Origin of the sequence: Pseudomonas sp. IPO3778 (assembly GCF_013386825.1) — a bacterium.
Classification (GTDB): domain Bacteria; phylum Pseudomonadota; class Gammaproteobacteria; order Pseudomonadales; family Pseudomonadaceae; genus Aquipseudomonas.
Window position 1 is genome coordinate 41,932 of sequence record NZ_JACARC010000051.1, and the last position, 24,550, is coordinate 66,481.

The following is a 24,550-nucleotide window of genomic DNA, read 5'->3' on the forward strand; positions in this document are numbered from 1 at the left end:
CAATCCGCAAGGCTTTGATGGGTTGTCGGCCGTTACGGGGGTTTATTTAACTTATTTTTGCAACAATCGCTTCAACCTCAGCCCGCCAGCATCGGATACGTAAACAACCCGAAGTGCAGCAAATTCAACCCGAAGTGCGTCACGATCGCCGCGCCCAACCCGCCAAACCGATACGCCAGGCCGTAGCCGAGGCCTGCAATGGTCGCCAGCAACGTCCACTGCCAGCCTGCACCCAGGTGCACCAGCCCGAACAGCAGGGCTGCCAACAACAGCGCGAGGTTTTCACCATAGGGTAGCTGGCTGAACCGCCGACTCAGGCCACCCTGGATGTAACCGCGAAACAACGCTTCCTCTACAAGGGTGACCAACAGCAGGTTGTTCAACACCCACAACCACGCCTGTTCCGGCCACTTCGGCGCCCAACTGATTACCCCCAGCAATGCTGCGCCGCCGAGCGCTGCAATCGCCGTCAGGGTCAGCGCCATGGCCGCCGCGTAGATCGACAGTCGCAATGAACGGCGGGCAACAATCCACGGGCACGCCAGCAGCAGCCAAAAGCCGATCAGCGGCTTATCCTGGTTCAGGTACATCGAGAACGGCACGGCATCGTCTGTAAAGCGCTGCGGGGCGATCCCGCGGCCGTTGTAGAAGCCCGGTAACCAGTGCATCGCCAACCCCAGCGCCAGCACCACAAACAAACCGTGGCCCAGATAACGCACCCAAGGGTTGCGCTGTTGGCGTACGGCAAACCCGGCCAACAGCAACATGGCGACGGACAACCCTGCCAGCACACCCAATTGCCCGTAGCTCAAGGCGAGTACATAGCCGATGGAAAGAAGCGCCAGGTACAGCCATGGCATCGCGAGCATGGGGAATCCTTGTGACGGTCAAAATCTGAGGCGGGCAGTATAACGACCGCTACCCTCGGTAAAAATGAAAACACCGCCTATGAAGGCGGTGTTTTGTGTAGCGCGTGTCAGTTACGAGGCTATCAACTGCCGCAACACGTAGTGCAGGATCCCGCCCGCCTTGAAGTACTCGACCTCATTCAGGGTGTCGATGCGGCACAGCACCTCGACCTTCTCGCTGCTGCCATCTTCGCGGGTGATCACCAGGGTCAGGTTCATGCGCGGTTCGATCTGGGCATCGGTCAGCCCGAGGATGTCGATCTTCTCCTTGCCCGTCAGCTTGAGTGCCTTGCGGTTCTGGTCCAGCTTGAACTGCAGCGGCAGCACACCCATGCCCACCAGGTTGGAGCGGTGAATCCGCTCGAAGCTCTCGGCGATCACCGCCTTGACCCCCAGCAGGTTGGTGCCCTTGGCGGCCCAGTCGCGGCTTGAACCGGTGCCGTATTCCTGGCCGGCGACCACCACCAGCGGAGTGCCCGACGCCTGGTATTTCATCGCGGCGTCGTAGATCGGCATTTTCTCGCCGGTCGGGATGTAGATCGTGTTGCCGCCTTCTTCACCGCCGAGCATTTCGTTGCGGATGCGGATGTTGGCGAAGGTGCCGCGCATCATCACTTCGTGGTTGCCGCGACGGGAACCGTAGGAGTTGAAGTCCCGCGGCTCGACGCCTTGCTCGCGCAGGTATTTGCCGGCCGGGCTGTCGGTCTTGATGTTGCCGGCGGGGGAGATGTGGTCGGTGGTCACGGAGTCCCCCAGCAGTGCCAGCACGTTGGCGGCCTTGACGTCCTCAATCACCGGCAGTGGCCCACCAATGTTGTCGAAGAACGGTGGGTGCTGGATGTAGGTCGAATCCTTCTGCCACACGTAGGTCGCGGCCTGCGGCACTTCAATGGCTTGCCACTGTTCGTCACCGGCAAACACTTCGGCGTATTCCTTGTGGAACATGCCGGTGCTGACTTGGGCGACGGCGTCGGCGATTTCCTTGCTGCTGGGCCAGATGTCCCGCAGGTACACCGGTTTTCCATCGGAGCCGGTGCCCAGAGGTTCGCTGCTGATGTCGATGCGCACGGTGCCGGCCAGTGCGTAGGCCACGACGAGGGGCGGCGAGGCCAGCCAGTTGGTTTTCACCAGCGGGTGCACCCGGCCTTCGAAGTTACGGTTACCCGAGAGCACCGAGGCCACGGCCAGGTCGGCTTTCTGGATGGCTTTTTCGATCGGCTCGGGCAGCGGCCCGGAGTTGCCGATGCAGGTGGTGCAGCCATAACCCACCAGGTCGAAGCCCAGCTTGTCGAGGTACTGGGTCAGGCCCGCCGCTTTATAGTAATCGGTGACGACTTTCGAGCCCGGCGCCAGGGAGGTTTTCACCCAGGGCTTGCTCTTGAGGCCTTTCTCTACGGCCTTTTTCGCTACCAGGCCGGCGGCCATCATCACGCTCGGGTTGGAGGTGTTGGTGCAGGAGGTAATCGCCGCAATCACGACGGCGCCGTTTTTCAGGCGATAGGTCTGGCCTTCGAAATCGTAGTCGGCTTCACCGATCAGGTCGGCATTGCCTACCGCAACACCGCCACCACCTTCGCTTTCCAGGCGGCCTTCTTCCTTGTTGGTCGGTTTGAATTGCAGGTCGAGGAAGTCGCTGAAGGCCTGGCCGACGTTAGGCAGGGAGACGCGGTCCTGCGGACGCTTCGGCCCGGCCAGGCTGGCTTCGACGCTGGCCATGTCCAGGGCCAGGCTGTCGGTGAAGATGGGCTCCTGGCCGGCGTTGCGCCACAGGCCCTGGGCCTTGGTGTAGGCCTCCACCAGTTTGACGGTTTCGGCCGGACGGCCCGACAGGCGCAGGTAGTCCAGGGTTACGTCGTCCACCGGGAAGAAACCACAAGTGGCGCCGTATTCCGGGGCCATGTTGGCGATGGTGGCGCGGTCGGCCAGGGGCAGGTCGGCCAGGCCATCACCATAGAATTCGACGAATTTGCCGACCACACCCTTTTTACGCAGCATCTGGGTGACGGTCAGCACCAGGTCGGTGGCGGTGATGCCTTCTTTCAGCTTGCCGGTGAGCTTGAAGCCGATCACTTCCGGGATCAGCATCGACACCGGCTGCCCGAGCATCGCGGCTTCCGCTTCAATCCCGCCCACGCCCCAGCCCAGTACGCCGAGGCCGTTGATCATGGTGGTGTGGGAGTCGGTGCCTACCAGGGTGTCGGGGAAGGCGTAAGTGCGACCGTCTTCATCCTTGGTCCACACCGTGCGGCCGAGGTATTCCAGGTTGACCTGGTGGCAGATGCCGGTGCCCGGTGGCACCACGCTGAAGTTGTCGAAGGCGCTCTGGCCCCAACGCAGGAAGGCGTAACGTTCGCCGTTGCGCTGCATTTCGATGTCGACGTTTTCCTGGAACGCGCCGGTGGTGGCGAATTTGTCGACCATCACCGAGTGGTCGATCACCAGGTCTACCGGTGACAGCGGGTTGATGCGCTGTGGGTCACCGCCGGCCTTGGCCACCGCGGCGCGCATGGCGGCCAGGTCGACCACGGCGGGCACGCCGGTAAAGTCTTGCATCAGCACCCGGGCCGGGCGGTATTGGATCTCGCGGTCGGAGCGGCGCTCCTTGAGCCAGGCGGCAATGGCCTTGAGGTCGGCGCCGGTGACGGTCTTTTCGTCTTCCCAGCGCAGCAGGTTTTCCAGCAGCACCTTGAGGGACATCGGCAGTTTGTCCAGGTCACCCAGGCTCTTGGCGGCTTCGGGCAGGCTGAAGTAGTGATAGGTCTTGTCGTCGATCTGTAAGGTTTTAAGGGTTCTCAGGCTATCAAGGGATGACATTACATGACTCCTTATGGTCCGCACGGCTACGGACCTGACGGGACGAACAGAGCTTACAAATTAGCCCTGTTTTAAGTAGCTGGCTAATTACTGGACTCTATCAATAAGTCCAAGGTTCCGAACTCGGCTATCATGCGCGCGTTTTCATGACAGGCATTGCGCTACAGCAAGTCCGTGATCCAGGAGAGTTGATGAACACCCTTTTTATGCACTGCCGCCCGGGTTTTGAAGGCGAAGTCTGTTCCGAGATCGCGGAGCACGCCGCGCGCCTGAACGTTTCGGGCTACGCCAAGGCCAAGACCGGCAGCGCCTGCGCCGAATTTGTGTGCACCGAAGAAGACGGCGCCCAGCGCCTGATGCGCGGCCAGCGTTTTGCCGAGCTGATCTTCCCAAGGCAGTGGGCGCGCGGGGTGTTCATCGATTTGCCGGAAACCGACCGCATCAGCGTGATTTTGGCGCACCTGCGGGATTTCCCGGTGTGCGGCAGCCTGTGGCTGGAAATGGTCGACACCAACGATGGCAAAGAACTGTCGAACTTCTGCAAGAAATTCGAAGGGCACCTGCGCAAGGCGCTGATGGCCGCCGGCAAACTGGTGGAAGACGCCAGCAAGCCGCGCCTGCTGCTGACCTTCAAGAGTGGCCGTGAAGTGTTCATGGGCCTGGCCGAGTCGAACAACTCGGCGATGTGGCCGATGGGCATTCCGCGCCTGAAGTTCCCCCGGGACGCACCCAGCCGCTCGACCCTGAAGCTGGAAGAAGCCTGGCACCACTTTATCCCCCGGGATCAGTGGGACGAGCGCCTGCACAGCGACATGACCGGCGTCGACCTGGGCGCAGCGCCCGGCGGCTGGACCTGGCAACTGGTCAACCGTGGCATGCTGGTGACCGCCATCGACAACGGCCCTATGGCCGAAAGCCTGATGGACACCGGCCTGGTGCAGCATTTGATGGCTGACGGCTTCATCTACACGCCCAAGCAGCCGGTGGACTGGATGGTCTGCGACATCGTCGAGAAACCGGCGCGTAACGCGGCCCTGCTGGAAACCTGGATTGGCGAGGGACATTGCCGCGAGGCGGTGGTCAACCTGAAGTTGCCGATGAAGCAGCGTTATGCCGAAGTGAAGCGCTTGCTCGACCGCATCGCGGAAGGCTTCAAGGAGCGGGGCATTCGGGTGGAAATCGGCTGCAAGCAGCTGTACCACGACCGTGAAGAAGTGACCTGCCATTTGCGTCGGCTGGATGTGAAGAAGCCCAAGGCCCGGTAACCCGCCCCCTGTAGGCGCGAGCTCGCTCGCGAAAACCTTGAGGGCGCCGCTGACTACCTGGCGCCCCGCATTACCGCTAAAATGCCGGCCTGTTTAGGAGTAAACCATGAGCCTGACCCCTGATTTACCCGTCGATGCCGTTCTCGACGCCACCGGCCTCAACTGCCCGGAACCCGTGATGATGCTGCACCAGCACATCCGTGACCTGGCGCCCGGTGGCTTGCTCAAGGTCATCGCGACCGACCCGTCGACCCGTCGCGACATCCCCAAGTTCTGCGTGTTTCTCGACCATGAGCTGGTGGACCAGCAGGAACAGGCCGGTACTTACCTGTACTGGATCCGCAAGAAGTCCGCTTAAACCCGGCGAATCCGCTTGCGTGCACTGCGCATCAGGCGGATCACCAGCATCGCCGCCGCACAGCTCAGGCCCACGATCAGCCCCTGCCACAGGCCGCTCGGGCCGCTGGCCTGGCCCAGCCAGTCGGTCAGCCCCAGCGCATAGCCCACCGGCAACCCGACGCCCCAATACGCAAACAGCGTCAGCACCATGGTCACCCGCGTGTCCTGGTAACCGCGCAAGGCACCGGCGGCCGTGACCTGGATCGCGTCCGAGAACTGAAACAGCGCCGCAAACACAATCAGCATCGCCGCCACCTGGATTACCCGCGGGTCTGAGGTGTAAAGGGTGGCGATCGGTTCACGCAACAGCAGCATCAGGCTGCAGGACAGGCAGGCATACACCAGCGCGGTGCCCATCCCCACACCGGCGGCGAAGCGTGCCTCACGGGGCTCGCCACGGCCCATGGCCTGGCCCACCCGCACGGTGACCGCCATGCTCAGGGAGTAGGGGATCATGAACACCAGCGAGCTGAAGTTCAGGGCGATCTGGTGCCCGGCCACCACCGTGGCGCCGAGGCTGCCGATCAGCAGCGCAATCACCGCGAAGATGCTCGACTCGGCAAACACCGCAATCCCGATCGGCAAGCCAATGCTCAAGACGCGTTTGATCACCGACCACTGCGGCCAGTCAAAGCGCTTGAACAGCTCGCTGCTCTGATAGACCGGCGCCCAGCGGGTCCAGGCGGCCAGGCCGAGCGTCATCACCCACATCACGATCGCGGTGGCCCAGCCACAGCCGACGCCGCCCATGGCCGGCACGCCGAAGTGGCCGTAGATGAACACGTAGTTCAGCGGAATATTCAGTGCCAGGCCGCACAGGCCCATGACCATGCTCGGCCGTGTGCGGCCCAGGCCGTCGCTGAAGCACCGCAGCACGTAATACAGCGCAATCGCCGGCATGCCCGAGGCGATGCCGTGCAGGTAACCCATGCACGGTTTGATCAGCTCGGGATCGACGTTCATCAGGTGCAGGATCGGTTCGGCGCTGATCAGCAGCAGCAACGCGGTAATCCCCACCATCAGCGCCAGCCACATCGACTGGCGCACCAGCGGGCCGATTTCAGCGTGGGTGCCGGCGCCAAAGCGCTGGGCGACTTTTGGCGTGGTGGCCAGCAGGGTGCCGGTCATCAGCAAGTAGATCGGGATCCAGATGGAGTTGCCCAGGGCGACCGCCGCCAGGTCCCGGGCGCTGACACGCCCGGCCATCACGGCATCGACAAAACCCATGGCGGTGGTCGCCAGTTGCCCGATCATGATCGGCAGGGCCAGGGCCAGCAGGTTGCGCACCTCAAGGCTGACGCGGGCGGGGCGGGAGAGGGCGGGGGTGGTTGCGGCAGTGTTCACGTACAGATGTCCGATAAAGGGGGAGCGCAGGACGGCGCATTCTACGCCCTGACGTGTTGGTCAGGAAAAAACCTGTGTTGTGGATTTGTAAGCACTTCTGCGCGCAAAGATTGCTTTTTGTGGCGAGGGAGCTTGCTGTGGCGAGGGAGCTTGCTCCCGCTGGCTGCGCAGCAGCCCCAGAACGGGCAACCGATGTGTACCTGAAAAAAACACGTTGCTTCATTTGGGAGCGCTCCGCACTCCAGCGGGAGCAAGCTCCCTCGCCACAAGGAAAACCGCTGTACACTGCTGATCCGCGAAAGGAGCCTGCCATGCTGATTGTTGCCGACGAAAATATCCCGCTGCTCGATGCATTCTTCGAAGGATTTGGCGAGATTCGCCGAGTGCCGGGCCGGTCCATCGACCGCGCGACCGTTGAGCAGGCCGATGTGCTGTTGGTGCGTTCGGTGACCAACGTCAACCGGGCCTTGCTCGAAGGCACACAGGTAAGGTTTGTCGGCACCTGCACCATCGGCACCGATCACCTCGACCTCGATTACTTCCAGCGCGCCGGCATCCAGTGGTCCAGCGCCCCCGGCTGCAACGCCCGTGGCGTGGTCGACTATGTACTGGGCAGCCTGCTGACCCTGGCCGAGATCGAAGGCGCCGACCTGGCCCAGCGCACCTACGGCGTGGTGGGCGCCGGTGAAGTTGGCGGGCGCCTGGTCAAGGTGCTCAAGGCCCTGGGCTGGAAGGTGCTGGTGTGCGACCCGCCGCGGCAGATCGCCGAGGACGGTGATTACGTCAGCCTGGAACAGATCGTCGAGCAATGCGATGTGATCAGCCTGCACACGCCGCTGAACAAATCCGGCAACGGTTCGACCTGGCACCTGTTCGACCGCGAGCGCCTCAACCAGCTCCAGCCCGGCGCCTGGCTGATCAACGCCAGCCGTGGCCCGGTGGTGGACAACGCCGCCCTCAAGGCCGTGCTGCTGGACCGCGAAGACCTGCAGGCAGTGCTGGATGTGTGGGAAGGCGAGCCCCAGGTGGACGTCGACCTGGCCGACTTGTGTGTACTGGCCACCCCGCATATCGCCGGCTACAGCCTGGACGGCAAGCAGCGCGGTACGGCGCAGATATATCAGGCGTTTTGCCAGCATCTTGGCCAGGAACCGACGATTCAACTCAGCGACCTGCTGCCCGAACCCTGGTTGGCCGAAGTCAGCTTAAATCCTGGTACCGACCCGGCCTGGGCCCTGGCGACACTTTGCCGCGGCGTGTATGACCCGCGCCGTGACGACGCGGATTTCCGCCGCAGCCTGGTCGGTACCGTGGACGAGCAGCGCAAGGCGTTTGACCTGCTGCGCAAGCACTACCCGGAGCGCCGTGAGATTGATGGCTTGAAGGTACGGCTCAGCGTCGAGTCTGCCGCTTTGTCGAACATCGTCTTGGCGTTGGGTGCTCAGGTTATCTGAGGCCATAAAAAACCCGGCCATCAAGGCCGGGTTTAAAAGAGCGTGGACGAATCAGCCGTGCTTGGCAGGCTTGACCAATTTCTGCTCCAGTTCGGCGCATGCGCTCTGGATCATCTCTTCGGTGATTTGCACTTCGCGGCCTTGAGCGTCGATGTACGAGCAAGGCAACTGCTGCGGCTGGCGGATCACTTCAATCTTGGCATCGCTGCTGTTTTGCAAGGACATGGCCCGTCTCCTCATCAGGTTGTGTACCTACTCTAAAACCCCCCCATGACCGCGTTGTTACAACTCCATACACGGTTGGCGGATCGAATGCCCAGTCCAGCAGAAACCGATACAAATTTCCAGCCGGGCCTTAGACCGATAGCCTCTAGGCGCTGGGTCCGGTAAGCATAATTAACCTGACTCATTGTGATTCGTCCAAGTTCCCCCCATGTAGCTGTGTAGGTGCCCGTCTCCAACCTTCAGGTGAACCCCTCATGCTCTCAGCCCGTCAACGCCGCGCGATTCGCCTGGCCAGCCGCTTCGTCGCTCCCTATCGCTGGCAGGCCCTCGGAGCCTTGTTGGCGTTGATCGTCACCGCCGGCATCACCTTGTCCATGGGGCAGGGCATCCGCCTGCTGGTGGACCAGGGCTTCATGACCCAGTCACCGCACCTGCTCAACCAGTCCATTGGCCTGTTCATGGTCCTGGTGATGGGCCTGGCGGTGGGCACCTTCACGCGGTTTTACCTGGTGTCGTGGATCGGCGAGCGGGTGGTGGCGGACATCCGGCGGCAGGTGTTCAACCATTTGATCTACCTGCACCCGGGCTTTTATGAAAACAACCGCAGCTCGGAAATCCAGTCGCGCCTGACCACCGACACCACCTTGCTGCAATCGGTGATCGGTTCCTCGCTGTCGCTGTTCCTGCGCAACGCCCTGATGGTGATCGGCGGGATCGTGCTGTTGTTTGTCACCAACCCCAAGCTCACCAGCATCGTGGTGATCGCGCTGCCGCTGGTGCTGGCGCCGATCCTGATCTTCGGCCGTCGGGTGCGCAGCCTGTCGCGCCTGAGCCAGGACCGTATCGCCGATGTGGGCAGCTACGTGTCCGAGACCCTTGGCCAGATCAAGACGGTGCAGGCCTACAACCATCAGGTGCAGGACGAGCAACGCTTCGCCGTGACGGTGGAAGAGGCTTTCGACACTGCCCGCAAGCGTATCCTGCAGCGTTCGTGGTTGATCACCCTGGTGATCATGCTGGTGCTGGGCGCTGTGGGCGTGATGCTCTGGGTGGGCGGCATGGACGTGATTGGCGGGCGTATTTCCGGCGGTGAACTGGCGGCGTTCGTGTTCTATAGCTTGATCGTCGGCAGCGCCGTCGGCACGTTGAGCGAGGTGTTGGGTGAGTTGCAGCGCGCCGCCGGTGCGGCAGAGCGGATTGGCGAGCTGTTGCAGTCGAGCAATGAGATCAAGGCGCCCGAGGCCGGCGTCATCACGCTGCCGGAGCGGGTCAGTGGCCGTCTGGAAATCCAGGAACTGCGCTTCTCCTATCCGTCGCGCCCGGATCGTTTTGCCATCGACGGCTTGAGCTTGAGCATCAATCCCGGTGAAACCCTCGCCCTGGTTGGCCCGTCCGGCGCTGGCAAGTCGACCATTTTCGATCTGTTGCTGCGCTTCTACGATCCGCAGCAAGGCCGCATTCTGCTTGAAGGCCACCCGCTGACCGACCTCGACCCGCTGGACCTGCGTCGTGGTTTCGCCCTGGTGTCCCAGAGCCCGGCGCTGTTTTTCGGCACCGTCGAAGAGAACATCCGCTACGGCAACCCGTCGGCCACCTTTGCCCAGGTCGAAGAGGCGGCACGCATCGCCCATGCCCACGACTTCATCCTGCAAATGCCCGATGGCTACCAGACCCACCTGGGCGACGGCGGCATGGGCCTCTCCGGCGGGCAGCGCCAACGCCTGGCCATCGCCCGGGCGTTGTTGGTGGACGCGCCGATCCTGCTGCTGGACGAAGCCACCAGCGCGCTGGATGCTCAGAGCGAACACCTGATCCAGCAAGCGCTGCCGCAGTTGATGCAAGGGCGCACCACGCTGGTGATTGCCCACCGGTTGGCCACGGTGAAGAACGCGGATCGGATTGCCGTGATGGACCAGGGCAAGCTGGTGGCGGTGGGAACGCATCAGCAGTTGATCGCGAGTAATCCGCTGTATGCGCGGTTGGCGGCGTTGCAGTTCAGTGATGGGGCTGACGCGGATTGAGGCTGTAGTGCGACCTTCCCTTAGGGCATTATGTGGGCTTTCGTAATGAACTTGGATGAGGATATGAGCCGTTATCAACCTCCGTTGACCCTGACTGCCAGGATGTTGAGTCTGGTTGCTGATATCAGTGAGCAGATTGGTCAGCTTTCGGCTGGCGACGACACCCGGCAGACCCCGCAATTGAGGCGTGGCAACCGGATTCGTACGATTCAAGCGTCGCTGGCAATCGAGAACAATACCCTGAGTGTCGAGCAGGTGACCGCGGTGTTGGCGGGCAAGCGTGTACTGGGTTTGCCTCGGGAGATTCAGGAAGTACGCAACGCTTTTTCTGCTTATGAGGCGATGCCGCAGTGGGCGCCGGGTGTGCGGGCGGACCTGCTGCGTGCCCATGAGTTGTTGATGTATGGATTGATCGACGATGCGGGTCGGTTTCGTCAGGCGGGCGTAGGGATCTATCGGGGCGAACAGTTGGTGCACATGGCGCCACCGGCGAGTCGTGTTACTCACTTGGTTGATGATTTGCTGAAGTGGCAGTCAGCCTCTGACTGGCATCCGCTGATCGTCAGTTGCGTCTTTCACTACGAATTCGAGTTTATCCATCCTTTTGCCGATGGAAACGGTCGCATGGGCCGCCTGTGGCAAACCCTGATTCTCAGTCAGTGGCGTCCGGTGCTGGCTTACTTGCCGGTAGAGGCCGTGATCCGCGAGCAGCAGGATGCCTATTACGCTGCCCTGTCGGCGGCAGACCAGCAGGCAGAGGCCACTCCCTTTGTCGAGTTCATGCTGCAAGCGTTGAACCTTGCGCTTGCAGAAGCCGTGCAAAGCGAGCCCCCGGCAGCACCATAAAAAATGCCCGCATCTCAATGCGGGCATTTTTTGTCAGCTTCAAGCTTGCCGCTTGCGGCTGCTCCCTTTACTGATCATCAAAATACCGCTCATGCCAATCCACCAGCGGCTGTGGCGCATTGAGCTTCTGCCCGTAGATCACCGAATAAGACAGCACGTTCTGCACATACTGGCGGGTTTCGTCGAATGGAATGCTTTCCACCCACACGTCGAAGCTCAAGTGATCGGCGCCGCGCAGCCATTGGCGCACACGGCCAGGGCCGGCGTTGTAGGCAGCGGTCGCGAGCACGCGGTTGCCGTTGAACTGGGCATGGACCTGGCTCAGGTACGCGGCACCGAGCTGGATGTTCTTGTCGGGGTCGAGCACCTGCTGCTGCGAAGCCAGCGGGATGCTGAACTTGCGCGCGGTTTCCTTGGCGGTGCCGGGCATCAGTTGCATCAGGCCGGTGGCACCGACGCCGGAGCGGGCGTCGTCCATAAAGGCGCTTTCCTGGCGGGTGATCGCAAACACCCAGCTTGAATGCACGCCGCGGATCTTGGCTTCACGCACCAGGGTGTCGCGGTGGGCCATCGGGAAGCGAATGTCCAGGTCGTCCCAGTACTGCGCCTGGCTGATGGTGCGGATCGCCGGGAAGTACCATTTCATGTCGTAGGCCAGCTTGGCCTGGGCGACCATTTCGTCGCGGTTGAAGTGCCGGCTGACGTGGTACCACTCGCGGCGGCCATCAACGATTTGGCCACGGGCATAGAACTCCAGGGCACGGCGTACGCCCGGGGTGTTACGCACCTTGTTGATCAGCGCCTGGCTCATCACCAGCGGCTTGTTGTTCAGTTGATACGGTGACTGGGAGCGGTCCGCGGCCAGGAACCCGTAGAAATCCCGTTCCTTGGCCAGGCTCTTGTACAGCACCAGGGGTTGCGGGCTTTTCGGCTCTGCCAGTTCCAGGCTGCGGGCCTGCCAGTAGCGCCAGCGGTTGGTGGTGGCCAAATCCTGGGGCAGCTTGCGGGTCAACTGGTAGGCATCTTCCCAGCGCGCCAGGCGCAGCAGCAGGCGCAGGCGCCATTCGGAAACGGTGTTGTCCCGCAACTCCGGGTCGTATTGGGTCATCACGTCGAGGGCGCGCGGGTCGTAGCGGCGCGCCAGGGTCAGCCCGATTTCCCGGGCGATCGACACTTTTTCGTCACGAGAGAAGTGCATGCTGCTGGCATAACCGTCGAGCAGGGCCATGGCCTTGTCCGGGTCCTGGCGTGCCAGGCGGCGAAGCCCCAGGCCCACGGCGTCCGACATGGCCTCGTTGGCCGGCAGGAAGCGCGACGGGTCGCTGAGCATGTCGGGCTTTTGCGCCACGTCCACCATCAGGCGGCCCTGCGCACCGAGGGTTGGCAGGGTTTTCACCAGGCTGTTGGCCAGCGGGTAGTTGCGGGCTTCGGCGGCCAGCTTGGCGCGGTCCCAGATTTTCTGTTCGGTCAATTGGCCGTCAGCGGCCCACTGGCCAAAGGTTGCATCACAGGCGGCAGGCTGGGATTTTCCGGTCAGCCATAGCTTCTCGGTGGTTTTGTAGCCTTCGGCCTTGAGGTTGTGGGTTAGCTGGAACTGGCCATGGAGGCAGTCCAGTTCGACGAAATTGAGTTTTGCGTCGTAGTACTTTTCAAAGGTTTGCCAATCGCCACGGTCGGCCAGCCAGCGCAACCAGCGCAGCTTCATCCAGTTGGCCTGGGGCAGGTCGCCGTTCTTGGCGAGGAATTGTTCAATCTCTTCGTTGCTGGCGGTTTTCAGGCGCGCGGTCAATTCGTCGTAGGCCAGGTAAGGCGTCAACGGGTAGTCGGCCAAGGCCTGGCTGTATTGGAAATACGGGCCGCTGTCGCCTTTGGCGAGGGCTCGTTTGGCTTCATCGTAATATTGACGTTGGGTGGTGAGGTCCACGGCCTGGGCGGATTGAACGGCGGTGGCAGAAAGAAGCAGACAAGATAAAAAGCTGAAAAGGCGACTGCGCATGAGACGTCCGTGCAGAGGAAACTGGACTAGTGCCGACGTCGCCGACACTGATTGCCCCTAGCTTAGCCTTTTGCCCGCGGCCGGTGAAAGCTTTGCCGGTCGCTTCGTTCAAGTTCATCCCAAATGTCCAACAGAACATGTCAGTGGCGAAAATGCCGGCCGCCTCAAGCCCTAAGTCAGGTAGAATGCGCGCCCAGTTTTTGGAGAAGCGTATGACCCTGCTCAAATTCAGCGATGTGTCCCTTGCTTTCGGCGCTATGCCGTTGTTGGACAAGGTGTCCTGGCAGATCGCCCGTGGTGAGCGGGTGTGCATCATCGGCCGCAACGGCACCGGTAAGTCCAGCATGATGAAGCTGGTAAAGGGCGACCAGAAGCCCGACGAGGGCTCTGTATGGCGCGCGCCGGGCCTCAAGATTGGCGAATTGCCGCAAGAATTGCCGGTGGCCGACGGACGGACAGTGTTCGACGTGGTCGCCGAAGGCCTGGACGGCGTGGGCGCACTGCTCGCCGAATACCATCACCTGGCGCAGAACTGCGTCACCGAAGAAGACCTGGACAAGCTGATGCACGTCCAGCAGGACCTCGAAGCCCGTGATGGCTGGCGCCTGCAGCAACTGGTCGACAGCACTTTGAGCCGCCTGCAACTGCCGGCCGACAAGACCCTCGCCGAATTGTCCGGCGGCTGGCGTCGTCGTGTACTGCTGGCCCAGGCCCTGGTGTCCGAGCCGGACCTGCTGATGCTCGACGAACCGACCAACCACCTGGACATCGGCGCAATCGCCTGGCTTGAAGAAGCCCTCAAGGATTTCCAGGGCGCCGTGCTGTTCATCACGCACGACCGTTCTTTCCTGCAGAACCTGGCAACCCGCATCCTCGAACTGGACCGTGGCGGCCTGATCGACTGGAACGGCGACTACGCCAGCTTCCTGGTGCACAAAGAAGCCACGCTGGCTGCTGAAGACACGGCCAACGCGCTGTTCGACAAGAAACTGGCCCAGGAAGAAGTCTGGATCCGCCAGGGCATCAAGGCCCGCCGCACCCGTAACGAAGGCCGCGTGCGTGCCCTCAAAGCGCTGCGCAACGAGCGCAGCGAGCGTCGTGAGCGCACCGGCAAGGCCAATATCCAGCTGGACACCGCCGACAAGTCGGGCAAGCAGGTGATGGTGCTGGAAAACGTCAGCTTCCATCACCCGGACGGCCCGTTCCTGATCAAGGACTTCTCCATGGTCCTGCAGCGCGGCGACCGTATCGGCCTGCTCGGCGCCAACGGTACCGGCAAGACCACCTTGCTCAAACTGATGCTCAATGGCCTGCAACCCACCAGCGGTAAAGTGGAAGAGGGCACGCGCATCGACGTGGCCTACTTCGACCAGTTGCGCCACCAGTTGGACCTGGAAAAAACCGTGATCGACAACGTCGCCGAAGGTCGCGACTTTATCGACATCGACGGCCAGAGCCGCCACGTGCTGAGCTACCTGGGCGACTTCCTGTTCAGCCCGCAGCGTGCGCGTACGCCGGTCAAGGCCTTGTCGGGTGGTGAGCGTGCGCGCCTGCTGCTGGCCAAGTTGTTCAGCAAGCCGGCCAACCTGCTGGTGCTCGACGAACCGACCAACGACCTCGACGTGGAAACCCTCGAACTGCTGGAAGAGGTCTTGCTGACTTTCAACGGCACCGTGCTGATGGTCAGCCACGACCGGGCATTCCTCGACAACGTGGTTACCAGCACCCTGGTTTTCGAAGGTGAAGGCAAGGTTCGCGAATACGTTGGTGGTTACCAGGACTGGCTGCGTCAGGGCGGCTCGCCGCGCCTGCTGGGCGTGACCGAAAGCAAATCCGGCAAGGCTGACCTGACGTCGGCTGTGGTTGCTCCGGTGGCGGCGGCCCCTGCTCCAGCGCAAGAAGCGCCTGCGGCTGCGAAGAAGAAGCTCAGCTACAAGCTGCAACGGGAGCTGGAAGCACTGCCGGGCGATATCGACGCCAAGGAACAGCAGATCGCCGCCGTTGAAGCTGAAATGGCTGACGCGGGTTTCTATCAGCGTCCTGCGGCTGAAACCGCCAAGGTGATTGCGTCCCTTGAGCAGTTGCAGGCCGAACTGGATGTACTGGTTGAGCGCTGGGCCGAGCTGGATGCCTGATTGATTCTGCTGCAATAAAAAACCCGGTGTTCGTCTGAATGAACACCGGGTTTTTTGTATGAAATACAGTTCAAATGTGGGAGCGGGCTTGCTCGCGAATGCGGTGGATCAGTCAATATTTACGTTAACTGATACGCCGCATTCGCGAGCAAGCCCGCTCCCACACAAGCCCGCTCCCACATTAGATCGCCGTCGGTCTTACGAGCTCTTTACCAGTTTCACTGCCAGCACATCGCACGGTGCGCCGTGCAGTACGTCATTGGCGGTGGAACCCAGCAGCAAGGCCAGGCCGTGGCGGCCATGGCTGCCGACCACGATCAGGTCGCAACCTTGCTCCTTGGCCAGGTGGTGGATTTCCTGGCGCGGCTGGCCGTAGGTCAGGTGGCTCTGGTCTTTTTTCAGGGCGGGGTACTTGTTGATCAGTCGCTCAAGGCGTTCCTTGGCCTGGTCGAACTGCTGCTGTTGCAGCTGGGAAAGGTCCATCGGCACGTCGCCACCAAAGGCCATGGCCATCGGTTCGACGATATGCACCAGGGACAGTTTCACCGAGTCGCCTGCAAGGCCTACGGCCCGCTTGATCACGGGGTCGCATTCTTCGGTCAGGTCCACGGCGACCAGAATATGTTCGTAGGGCATGAGGAGTTCCTCCAAAGGAAAGCGATAAGTTCAGTATGGCTGGTTTCAAGCGGATGGGGTTGCGTCAGGTCAAATCCGCTCATCAAGAAATTCGGGAGTACACATATGACGGTCTGGATAGTGGTGTCAATCCTTGCGCTGGTTTTAAGCCCCTTGGCGTGGTTGCGTCCTTCGCGCCATTCGAGTGGGCGCATGGCCTTGCGTATGGAGGCGCGGCGCATCGGTCTGGCCATGCAACTGACGCCCCAGGACTGGCCGCACTGGCTCAAGCACGAGCCACCGAGCCCGTGCGCGCAGTATCACCGGCCACGGCGAGGCACCAAGCGGGTGACCTGGAGTTACTGGCAGTTGGAGCCGGGGGTTTGGGTCAATCAGTGGCAGGAAGTCTGCGTCGATGAAAAGTTGTTGCCACATTTTGCGACGCTGCCTGAGAACGTCTACAAGGTCGAAGCCGACAAGCAAATGATCACCCTGTACTGGGGCGAGAAGGGCGAGTTGAGCGTGTTGCAGGACATTGATGCGGTGCTCAAGGCACTGGCCTGAGTGTTTTGCGGGCGTTAAAAAGCCCGAAAGTATCATCGGGCTGGAGTTGGCCAGGCAGGCCGGTAATTCGTTTAACGTGCCGCTAGCCTAGCCGTATATTCCGTTCTGTACAGCCCTTTAAATCAAATTTCTCATTATTGATTTCGCGAATGATTAAACATTGGCGGGGCGACGCCGGCTGCCCCGGGTTCTGAAATGACTGAAAAGTCGCGTTTTTACGGCCCTTTCGAGCGATTGACAATTCATCGGATTTGGCTGAAGGTGACGTACCCAAATCAAACGGGCGTATGAATTGAGCGTTTGTCCTTCAGACCGTTCGTACAGAATCCCGACTATCGCGTTGGCGGGTGTGCCTGGCAAATTGGCGTTAGCATCGACGGTAACGTCAGTGCCTGCGCTGAGTCCTGCGTCCGACGTGTACTGTTCAGCTTCCATATCGTGGAGATCAGTTGATGATTTACGAAGGTAAAGCCATCACGGTTAAGGCTCTTGAAAGTGGCATCGTCGAATTGAAATTCGACCTCAAGGGTGAGTCCGTCAACAAGTTCAACCGTCTAACCCTGAATGAATTGCGTCAGGCCGTAGACACCATCAAAGCAGATGCATCGGTCAAGGGCGTGATCGTCTCCAGCGGCAAGGACGTGTTCATCGTCGGCGCTGACATCACCGAATTCGTCGACAACTTCAAGCTGCCCGATGCCGAGCTTGTGGCTGGCAACCTCGAAGCCAACAAGATTTTCAGCGATTTCGAAGACCTCAACGTGCCGACCGTTGCCGCGATCAATGGCATCGCCTTGGGCGGCGGTCTGGAAATGTGCCTGGCCGCCGACTTCCGCGTCATGTCTGCCACCGCCAAAATCGGTCTGCCGGAAGTCAAGCTGGGCATCTACCCGGGCTTCGGCGGTACCGTGCGCCTGCCGCGCATCATCGGTGCCGACAACGCCATCGAGTGGATCGCCGCCGGCAAGGAAAACCGTGCTGAAGAGGCGCTGAAAGTCGGTGCCGTGGATGCCGTGGTTGCTCCCGATAAACTGGCAGAAGCCGCACTGAACCTGATCAAAGGCGCCATCAGCGGCGAGTTTGACTACAAGGCCAAGCGCCAGCCAAAGCTTGAAAAACTCAAGCTCAACGCCATCGAACAAATGATGTCGTTCGAAACCGCCAAAGGTTTCGTGGCAGGCCAGGCCGGCCCGAACTACCCGGCGCCGGTTGAAGCCATCAAGACCATCCAGAAAGCCGCGAACTTCGGTCGCGACAAAGCCCTGGAAATCGAAGCCGCCGGCTTCGTCAAACTGGCCAAGACCTCTGCTGCGCAGAGCTTGATCGGTCTGTTCCTGAACGATCAGGAACTGAAGAAAAAGGCCAAGGCCTACGACGAAATCGCCCGCGACGTGAAACAGGCTGCCGTACTCGGCGCCGGTATCATGGGCGGCGGTATCGCCTATCAGTCGGCGTCCAAAGGCACGCCGATCCTGATGAAGGACATCAACGAGCACGGTATCGAGCAGGGTCTGGCGGAAGCCGCGAAACTGCTGGTGGGCCGCGTTGATAAAGGCCGCATGACCGCAGCAAAAATGGCGGAAGTGCTTAACGGCATTCGTCCTACGCTGTCCTACGGCGATTTTGGCCACGTCGACCTGGTGGTCGAAGCGGTTGTCGAGAACCCTAAGGTCAAGCAGGCGGTACTGGCTGAAGTTGAAGCCCAGGTTAAAGACGACACCATCCTGGCGTCCAACACCTCGACCATTTCCATCACCTTGCTGGCCAAAGCCCTCAAGCGTCCGGAAAACTTCGTCGGCATGCACTTCTTCAACCCGGTGCACATGATGCCGCTGGTGGAAGTGATCCGTGGTGAGAAGTCCAGCGAGCTGGCCGTTGCCACCACCGTTGCCTACGCCAAGAAAATGGGCAAGAACCCGATCGTCGTCAACGATTGCCCGGGCTTCCTGGTCAACCGCGTACTGTTCCCGTACTTCGGCGGTTTCGCCAAGCTGGTCAGCGCCGGCGTAGATTTCGTGCGCATCGACAAGGTCATGGAAAAATTCGGCTGGCCAATGGGCCCGGCGTACCTGATGGACGTGGTCGGCATCGACACCGGCCACCACGGTCGTGATGTCATGGCTGAAGGCTTCCCGGACCGTATGAAAGACGACCGCCGCTCGGCGATCGACGCACTGTACGAGGCCAAGCGCCTGGGGCAGAAGAACGGCAAGGGCTTCTACGCCTATGAGGCCGACAAGAAGGGCAAGCAGAAGAAAGTGGCCGACCCGTCGGTTCACGAAGTGCTTGCGCCGGTCATCTACGAACAGCGTGAGGTGTCCGACGAGGACATCGTCAACTGGATGATGATCGCCCTGTGCCTGGAAACCGTGCGCTGCCTGGAAGACGGCATCGTTGAAACCGCAGCCGAGGCCGATATGGGCCTGGTGTACGGTATTGGTTTCCCTCCATTCCGTGGTGGTGCGCTGCGTTACATCGATTCCATCGGTGTGGCCGAGTTCGTTGCCCTGGCTGATCAATACGCTGATCTGGGCCCGCTGTACCACCCGACTGCGAAGCTGCGCGAAATGGCCAAGAACGGCCAGAGCTTCTTCGGTTAAGTGCCCAGACGACTAGAGCGAGAATATTTATGAGCTTGAATCCAAGAGACGTCGTGATTGTCGACTTCGGTCGCACGCCGATGGGCCGCTCCAAGGGCGGCATGCACCGCAACACCCGTGCTGAAGACATGTCGGCGCACCTGATCAGCAAACTGCTGGAACGCAACGTCAAGGTCGACCCCAACGAAGTCGAAGACGTGATCTGGGGCTGCGTGAACCAGACCCTGGAGCAGGGCTGGAACATCGCCCGCATGGCTTCCTTGATGACGCAGATCCCGCACACCGCTGCCGGCCAGACCGTCAGCCGCCTGTGTGGCTCGTCCATGAGCGCCCTGCACACCGCTGCACAAGCGATCATGACCGGTAACGGTGATGTGTTCGTGGTCGGCGGCGTGGAGCACATGGGCCACGTCAGCATGATGCACGGTGTGGATCCGAACCCGCACATGTCCCTGTATGCGGCGAAAGCCTCGGGCATGATGGGCCTGACCGCAGAAATGCTCGGCAAAATGCACGGCATTACCCGCGAAGCCCAGGACGCCTTCGGCCTGCGTTCCCACCAACTCGCCCACAAGGCGACGCTGGAAGGCAAGTTCAAGGATGAAATCATCCCGATGAACGGCTATGACGAGAACGGTTTCCTGAAACTGTTCGACTACGACGAAACCATTCGTCCGGACACCACCCTGGAAAGCCTGGCGGCGTTGAAGCCAGCCTTCAATCCAAAGGGCGGCACCGTGACAGCCGGTACTTCGTCGCAGATCACTGACGGTGCTTCGTGCATGATCGTGATGTCGGCCCAGCGTGCCCAGGACCTGGGCATCCAGCCGATGGCCGTGATTCGCTCGATGGCTGTTGCAGGTGTGGACCCGGCGATCATGGGCTATGGTCCAGTACCGGCCACACAAAAAGCATTGAAGCGCGCAGGCCTGACCATCTCCGATATCGACTTCTTCGAGCTCAACGAAGCTTTCGCCGCACAGGCCCTGCCAGTGCTGAAAGATTTGAAAGTACTCGACAAGATGAACGAGAAGGTTAACCTGCACGGTGGCGCGATTGCCTTGGGTCACCCGTTCGGGTGTTCCGGTGCACGTATCTCCGGCACGTTGCTTAACGTGATGAAGCAAAATGGCGGCAACCTGGGGGTTGCAACCATGTGCATTGGTCTCGGCCAAGGCATCTCCACCGTCTTCGAACGTATCTAAACGTTTCGCTGACGGAAGCCGGGGCCCAGTGCCCCGGTTTTTGTTTTTTGGAATTTTTTATATTTTTTTTTAACAAATTTTGTAAGAGGGCCAGAGCATGAAAGTCGAACCAGGGCTCTACCAACATTATAAAGGTCCGCAGTACCGCGTTTTTAATGTGGCGCGGCATTCCGAGACCGAAGAGGAAGTGGTGTTTTACCAAGCACTGTATGGCGATTACGGCTTTTGGGTGCGTCCCTTGAGCATGTTCCTGGAGACCGTCGAAGTTGACGGTGAACAGGTCCCGCGCTTTGCTTTGATCCAGGTCGAACCCAGCCTTTTTTCCGCGCAATAAAGGCAGGCCGCGCAGAATGCTGCGCTTGACCTCACCTTGTTGCCACTATATATAGCGTTGCCGCGTCAGGCGCCAACCGCCTTTCACTTCTCGAATTCAGGAATTTTCCGATCCATGGGCAAATCGCTGGTCATTGTGGAATCCCCGGCTAAGGCCAAGACCATCAACAAGTACTTGGGTAACGAGTACGTGGTGAAGTCGAGTATCGGCCATATCCGAGACCTGCCCACCAGCGGTTCGGCTAGCGCCAGCAAGGAGCCAGCCGCCAAGCGCGGCAAGGCGGCTGCGGGCGAAGGTCCGGTGCTCACGCCTAAAGAGAAAGCGCGCAAGCAGCTGGTCTCGCGCATGGGTGTCGATCCCGATCATGGCTGGAAAGCCAAGTACGAGATCCTCCCGGGCAAGGAAAAGGTCATCGAAGAGCTGCGCCGGCTCGCCAAAGATGCTGACACCATCTATCTCGCAACCGACTTGGACCGCGAAGGGGAGGCTATTGCCTGGCACCTGCGGGAAGCCATCGGGGGTGACGACAGCCGCTACAAGCGCGTGGTGTTCAACGAAATCACCAAGAAGGCGATCCAGGAAGCGTTCTCCAAGCCGGGCGAACTGGACATTGATCGCGTCAATGCCCAACAGGCCCGTCGCTTCCTCGACCGCGTCGTGGGTTACATGGTCTCGCCGCTGCTGTGGGCGAAAATCGCCCGTGGCCTGTCCGCCGGCCGTGTGCAATCGGTTGCGGTAAAGCTGGTCGTGGAGCGTGAGCGCGAGATTCGTGCGTTCAACCCCGAAGAATACTGGGAAGTGCATGCTGACCTGGGCACCGCCAAGGGCAACAACGTGCGCTTTGAAGTGGCCCGCGAGAAAGGCGAGGCCTTCAAGCCGCTCAACGAAGCCCAGGCCATGGCCGCGCTGGAGAAGCTCAAGTCTTCCAGCTACAGCATCGTCAAGCGTGAAGACAAGCCCACCAGCAGCAAGCCGTCGGCGCCGTTCATCACCTCCACCCTGCAACAGGCCGCGAGCAACCGCCTGGGCTTTGGGGTGAAGAAGACCATGATGATGGCCCAGCGTCTGTATGAAGCGGGCTACATCACGTATATGCGTACCGACTCCACCAACCTGTCGCAGGACGCGGTGGCGATGGCGCGCACTTATATTGAAAGCGAGTTCGGCAAGAAGTACCTGCCGGAGAAGCCGAACGTCTATAGCAGCAAGGAAGGTGCACAAGAGGCTCACGAAGCGATTCGTCCCTCCGATGCCAATACCGAGCCAAGCAAGCTGAGCGGCATGGAGCGCGATGCTGAGCGCCTCTACGAGCTGATCTGGCGCCAGTTCCTGGCCTGCCAGATGCTGCCGGCGCAATACCTGTCTACCACCGTCAGCGTTGGCGCGGGTGACTTCGAGTTGCGCGCCAAGGGCCGTATCCTCAAGTTTGACGGTTACACCCGTGTGATGCCGCAAATCGCCAAGCCGGGCGATGACGACGTGCTGCCGGACATGGCCCAGGGCGATGTGTTGAAGCTGATCAAGCTCGACCCGTCCCAGCACTTCACCAAGCCGCCGGCGCGTTATTCGGAAGCCAGCCTGGTCAAGGAAATGGAAAAACGCGGTATCGGTCGTCCTTCGACCTACGCGGCGATCATCTCCACCATCCAGGATCGTGGCTACGTAGCGCTGCACAACCGTCGTTTCTACTCGGAAAAGATGGGCGATATCGTCACCGAGCGCCTGTCTGAGAGCTTCTCCAACCTGATGGACTACGGCTTCACCGCCGGCATGGAAGAGAACCTCGATGACGTGGCCCAGGGCGAGCGCGACTGGAAAAACGTGCTCGACGAGTTCTACGGCGACTTCAAGAAGAAACTCGAAGTAGCGGAAAGCGCCGAGAACGGCATGCGTGCCAACCAGCCGGTGATGACCGACATTCCGTGCCTCACCTGCGGTCGCCCGATGCAGATTCGTACGGCGTCCACCGGTGTGTTCCTCGGTTGCTCGGGTTACAGCCTGCCGCCGAAAGAGCGTTGCAAGGCCACCGTCAACCTGGTGCCGGGTGATGAAATCGCTGCCGATGACGAGGGTGAATCCGAGTCGCTGGTACTGCGTGGCAAGCACCGTTGCCCGATCTGCAGCACGGCGATGGACGCCTACCTGCTGGACGAGAAGCACAAGCTGCACATCTGCGGTAACAACCCGGATTGCAACGGCTACGAGATTGAAGAAGGCACTTACCGCATCAAGGGCTACGAAGGTCCGAGCCTGGAATGCGACAAGTGTGGCAGCGAGATGCAGCTCAAGACCGGCCGTTTCGGCAAGTTCTTCGGCTGCACCAATCCGACCTGCAAGAACACCCGCAAACTGCTGAAAAGCGGTGACGCGGCGCCGCCGAAGATGGACCCGGTGAAGATGCCTGAACTCAAGTGCGAGAAGGTCAACGACACCTACATCCTGCGTGACGGCGCTTCGGGGTTGTTCCTGGCCGCGAGCCAGTTCCCGAAAAACCGCGAGACCCGTGCCCCGCTGGTGATTGAGATCGTGCCCCACAAGGACGAGATCGATCCGAAGTACCACTTCCTCTGCGAAGCGCCGAAGAAGGACCCGGATGGCCGCCCGTCCGTGATCCGCTATAGCCGCAAGACCAAGGAGCAGTACGTACAGACCGAGGTTGAAGGCAAGCCTACCGGCTGGAAAGCGTTCTACGACGGTGGCAAGTGGAAGGTCGAGGACAAGCGCCAGGGCGCTTGATCCAGGCTCTAGGCGCGAGCTTGCTCGCGAAGGTCGTCAACGATAACACGGGCATTCTGGCTAAACGCGTTATCCTTTAGGTCTTCGCGAGCAAGCTCGCTCCTACACAGCCAGCGTCACGCTTTATTCGTTGTGGAGACTGCCGTCATGGCCAACGAACTCTATACCCGTACCAACCAGAAAATTTACTTCGCGGGTTTGTCCCTGGAAGCCCTTGGCCGTGCCGAGGAAGGAAAGGAGATGAACGCTATCGCGCTGGTGCAGGCCGGGCGTGAAGCCGCGCTGTTCCACCTGTACGGCGCCTTGCTGGGCTTGTGCCATGAGATCGCCGGGTTCTATCGCTTGCCGCAGGCTGGTTCGCCTCGGGCAGAGATGATCATCAACCGGGATGTGCTGGAGTCCATGGCGATTCCGGAGTTGGCCGAACTGGTGGAGATGGCGCAGAGCCCGGACAGCTGGCTGGCACGTTTGCTGGTGGCTCACGCCGAGATGTTTCAGCCGCCACGGGTGAAACACACCCCCAAAGGCGACGTGACTCAACCGCTGATCGTGGCAGTGAGCCTGGACGAAGAAGGGCCTGAGCCATTGAGCCGGGAAGAGCTGGAAAGCTGGCGGCAGGCGCTAAAGAAGCTGGCCATCAGGTTTCGGGACGGGTTGAACGAGTGCTGAGGGCTGGCGCTTTTGTGGCGAGGGAGCTTGCTCCCGTTGCGCTGCGAAGCAGCGTCAAGGCGTTTCAGGTCTAGCAATGTCAGCTGTCGGGGCAACGGCCGTGCAGCCCAACGCGGGCAAGCCCGCTCGCCACAAGACTGATATAATGCCGGCCTTTCGTGGAGAACAGACTTTTATGCCAACGTCCTTTCTGGAAATTGTTGAACTGCCCGACGGCCGAATCGAGCTGCGCCGGGCTGAGGACGAGGGTTCTCTGGTTATTTTGGATTTTTCCGAGGACGCAAAAGCGTTCCTGCAAGGTCAGCACGTGGAAGTGGCAAAAGCCATGTTGAGCGTAGGTGTGCAGATGGCTGGACGCCTGGCTGAAGGCGAGCCGGAGAAGGAAGACGGTTCGCGGATTCTTCACTGATTGTGGCGAGC

Annotated in this window: 18 protein-coding genes and 1 pseudogene; 13 read left to right on the forward strand and 6 right to left on the reverse strand. The window is 60.7% G+C overall.

The features are described from left to right. Positions 1–77: 77 nt before the first annotated feature. Positions 78–869, reverse strand: a complete 792-nt coding sequence (locus HX855_RS25885) for a CPBP family intramembrane glutamic endopeptidase (RefSeq protein WP_177084649.1) — start codon at positions 867–869, stop codon at positions 78–80. A gap of 111 nt (positions 870–980) precedes the next feature. Then, a complete protein-coding gene (acnA, locus tag HX855_RS25890) occupies positions 981–3,722 on the reverse strand; it encodes an aconitate hydratase AcnA (protein WP_177084651.1) in 2,742 nt (913 codons plus the stop codon). 191 nt (positions 3,723–3,913) lie between these two features. On the opposite strand from acnA, the gene rlmM reads away from it, so the two are divergent. Next, on the forward strand, positions 3,914–4,987 hold the full coding sequence (rlmM, locus tag HX855_RS25895; protein WP_177084653.1) for a 23S rRNA (cytidine(2498)-2'-O)-methyltransferase RlmM: 1,074 nt from the start codon (positions 3,914–3,916) through the stop codon (positions 4,985–4,987). A 106-nt stretch (positions 4,988–5,093) separates the two neighbouring features. Continuing rightward, positions 5,094–5,345 (forward strand): sulfurtransferase TusA, encoded by a 252-nt coding sequence (tusA, locus tag HX855_RS25900; protein ID WP_003218998.1) that lies wholly within the window; start codon positions 5,094–5,096, stop codon positions 5,343–5,345. On the opposite strand, the gene HX855_RS25905 is transcribed toward tusA, so the two are convergent. Next, positions 5,342–6,730 (reverse strand): MATE family efflux transporter, encoded by a 1,389-nt coding sequence (locus tag HX855_RS25905; protein ID WP_177084655.1) that lies wholly within the window; start codon positions 6,728–6,730, stop codon positions 5,342–5,344. The genes tusA and HX855_RS25905 overlap by 4 nt on opposite strands. A gap of 311 nt (positions 6,731–7,041) precedes the next feature. On the opposite strand from HX855_RS25905, the gene pdxB reads away from it, so the two are divergent. Next, positions 7,042–8,184 (forward strand): 4-phosphoerythronate dehydrogenase PdxB, encoded by a 1,143-nt coding sequence (gene pdxB, locus HX855_RS25910; RefSeq protein WP_177084657.1) that lies wholly within the window; start codon positions 7,042–7,044, stop codon positions 8,182–8,184. A 51-nt stretch (positions 8,185–8,235) separates the two neighbouring features. Here the strand turns inward: pdxB and HX855_RS25915 are convergent, their stop codons facing one another. Further along, on the reverse strand, positions 8,236–8,409 hold the full coding sequence (locus HX855_RS25915; RefSeq protein ID WP_177084658.1) for a PA1571 family protein: 174 nt from the start codon (positions 8,407–8,409) through the stop codon (positions 8,236–8,238). A 254-nt stretch (positions 8,410–8,663) separates the two neighbouring features. Between HX855_RS25915 and HX855_RS25920 the strand changes: the two genes are divergently transcribed. Both HX855_RS25920 and HX855_RS25925 read left to right on the forward strand, forming a co-directional pair. Beyond that, a complete protein-coding gene (locus HX855_RS25920; RefSeq protein WP_177084660.1) occupies positions 8,664–10,430 on the forward strand; it encodes an ABC transporter transmembrane domain-containing protein in 1,767 nt (588 codons plus the stop codon). A 63-nt stretch (positions 10,431–10,493) separates the two neighbouring features. Beyond that, positions 10,494–11,258, forward strand: a pseudogene (locus HX855_RS25925) (Fic family protein); the annotation flags it as partial. Between the two features lie 85 nt (positions 11,259–11,343). Here HX855_RS25925 and HX855_RS25930 read toward each other — a convergent pair. Further along, complete coding sequence (locus tag HX855_RS25930) at positions 11,344–13,272, reverse strand: transglycosylase SLT domain-containing protein (protein WP_177084665.1); 1,929 nt, start codon at positions 13,270–13,272, stop codon at positions 11,344–11,346. A 212-nt stretch (positions 13,273–13,484) separates the two neighbouring features. Here HX855_RS25930 and HX855_RS25935 point away from each other — a divergent pair, with 212 nt between their 5' ends. Beyond that, on the forward strand, positions 13,485–15,407 hold the full coding sequence (locus HX855_RS25935) for an ATP-binding cassette domain-containing protein (RefSeq protein ID WP_177084667.1): 1,923 nt from the start codon (positions 13,485–13,487) through the stop codon (positions 15,405–15,407). Between the two features lie 198 nt (positions 15,408–15,605). Here HX855_RS25935 and HX855_RS25940 read toward each other — a convergent pair whose 3' ends face one another. Beyond that, positions 15,606–16,043 carry a universal stress protein gene (locus tag HX855_RS25940; RefSeq protein WP_088424514.1) on the reverse strand — a complete coding sequence of 146 codons (438 nt, stop codon included), beginning with the start codon at positions 16,041–16,043 and terminating at the stop codon, positions 15,606–15,608. 105 nt (positions 16,044–16,148) lie between these two features. On the opposite strand from HX855_RS25940, the gene HX855_RS25945 reads away from it, so the two are divergent. From HX855_RS25945 to HX855_RS25975, 7 genes are all read left to right on the forward strand, one after another. Then, the gene (locus HX855_RS25945; protein ID WP_177084669.1) at positions 16,149–16,586 is read left to right on the forward strand and encodes a hypothetical protein; all 438 of its coding nucleotides are present in this window, start codon (positions 16,149–16,151) and stop codon (positions 16,584–16,586) included. 452 nt (positions 16,587–17,038) lie between these two features. Continuing rightward, positions 17,039–19,186 carry a fatty acid oxidation complex subunit alpha FadB gene (gene fadB / locus HX855_RS25950; RefSeq protein ID WP_177084671.1) on the forward strand — a complete coding sequence of 716 codons (2,148 nt, stop codon included), beginning with the start codon at positions 17,039–17,041 and terminating at the stop codon, positions 19,184–19,186. Between the two features lie 29 nt (positions 19,187–19,215). Next, on the forward strand, positions 19,216–20,391 hold the full coding sequence (fadA, locus tag HX855_RS25955) for an acetyl-CoA C-acyltransferase FadA (protein WP_010176360.1): 1,176 nt from the start codon (positions 19,216–19,218) through the stop codon (positions 20,389–20,391). 97 nt (positions 20,392–20,488) lie between these two features. Beyond that, positions 20,489–20,725, forward strand: coding sequence for a DUF1653 domain-containing protein (locus tag HX855_RS25960; protein WP_010176359.1), 237 nt, complete (start codon positions 20,489–20,491; stop codon positions 20,723–20,725). Between the two features lie 114 nt (positions 20,726–20,839). Further along, positions 20,840–23,461 (forward strand): type I DNA topoisomerase, encoded by a 2,622-nt coding sequence (gene topA, locus HX855_RS25965; RefSeq protein ID WP_177084673.1) that lies wholly within the window; start codon positions 20,840–20,842, stop codon positions 23,459–23,461. A 147-nt stretch (positions 23,462–23,608) separates the two neighbouring features. Further along, positions 23,609–24,130: a DUF6586 family protein gene (locus tag HX855_RS25970; RefSeq protein ID WP_177084674.1), complete on the forward strand. Its 522-nt coding sequence runs from the start codon at positions 23,609–23,611 to the stop codon at positions 24,128–24,130. Positions 24,131–24,305: 175 nt separating this feature from the next. Beyond that, the gene (locus tag HX855_RS25975) at positions 24,306–24,539 is read left to right on the forward strand and encodes a hypothetical protein (protein ID WP_177084693.1); all 234 of its coding nucleotides are present in this window, start codon (positions 24,306–24,308) and stop codon (positions 24,537–24,539) included. Positions 24,540–24,550: the final 11 nt, after the last annotated feature.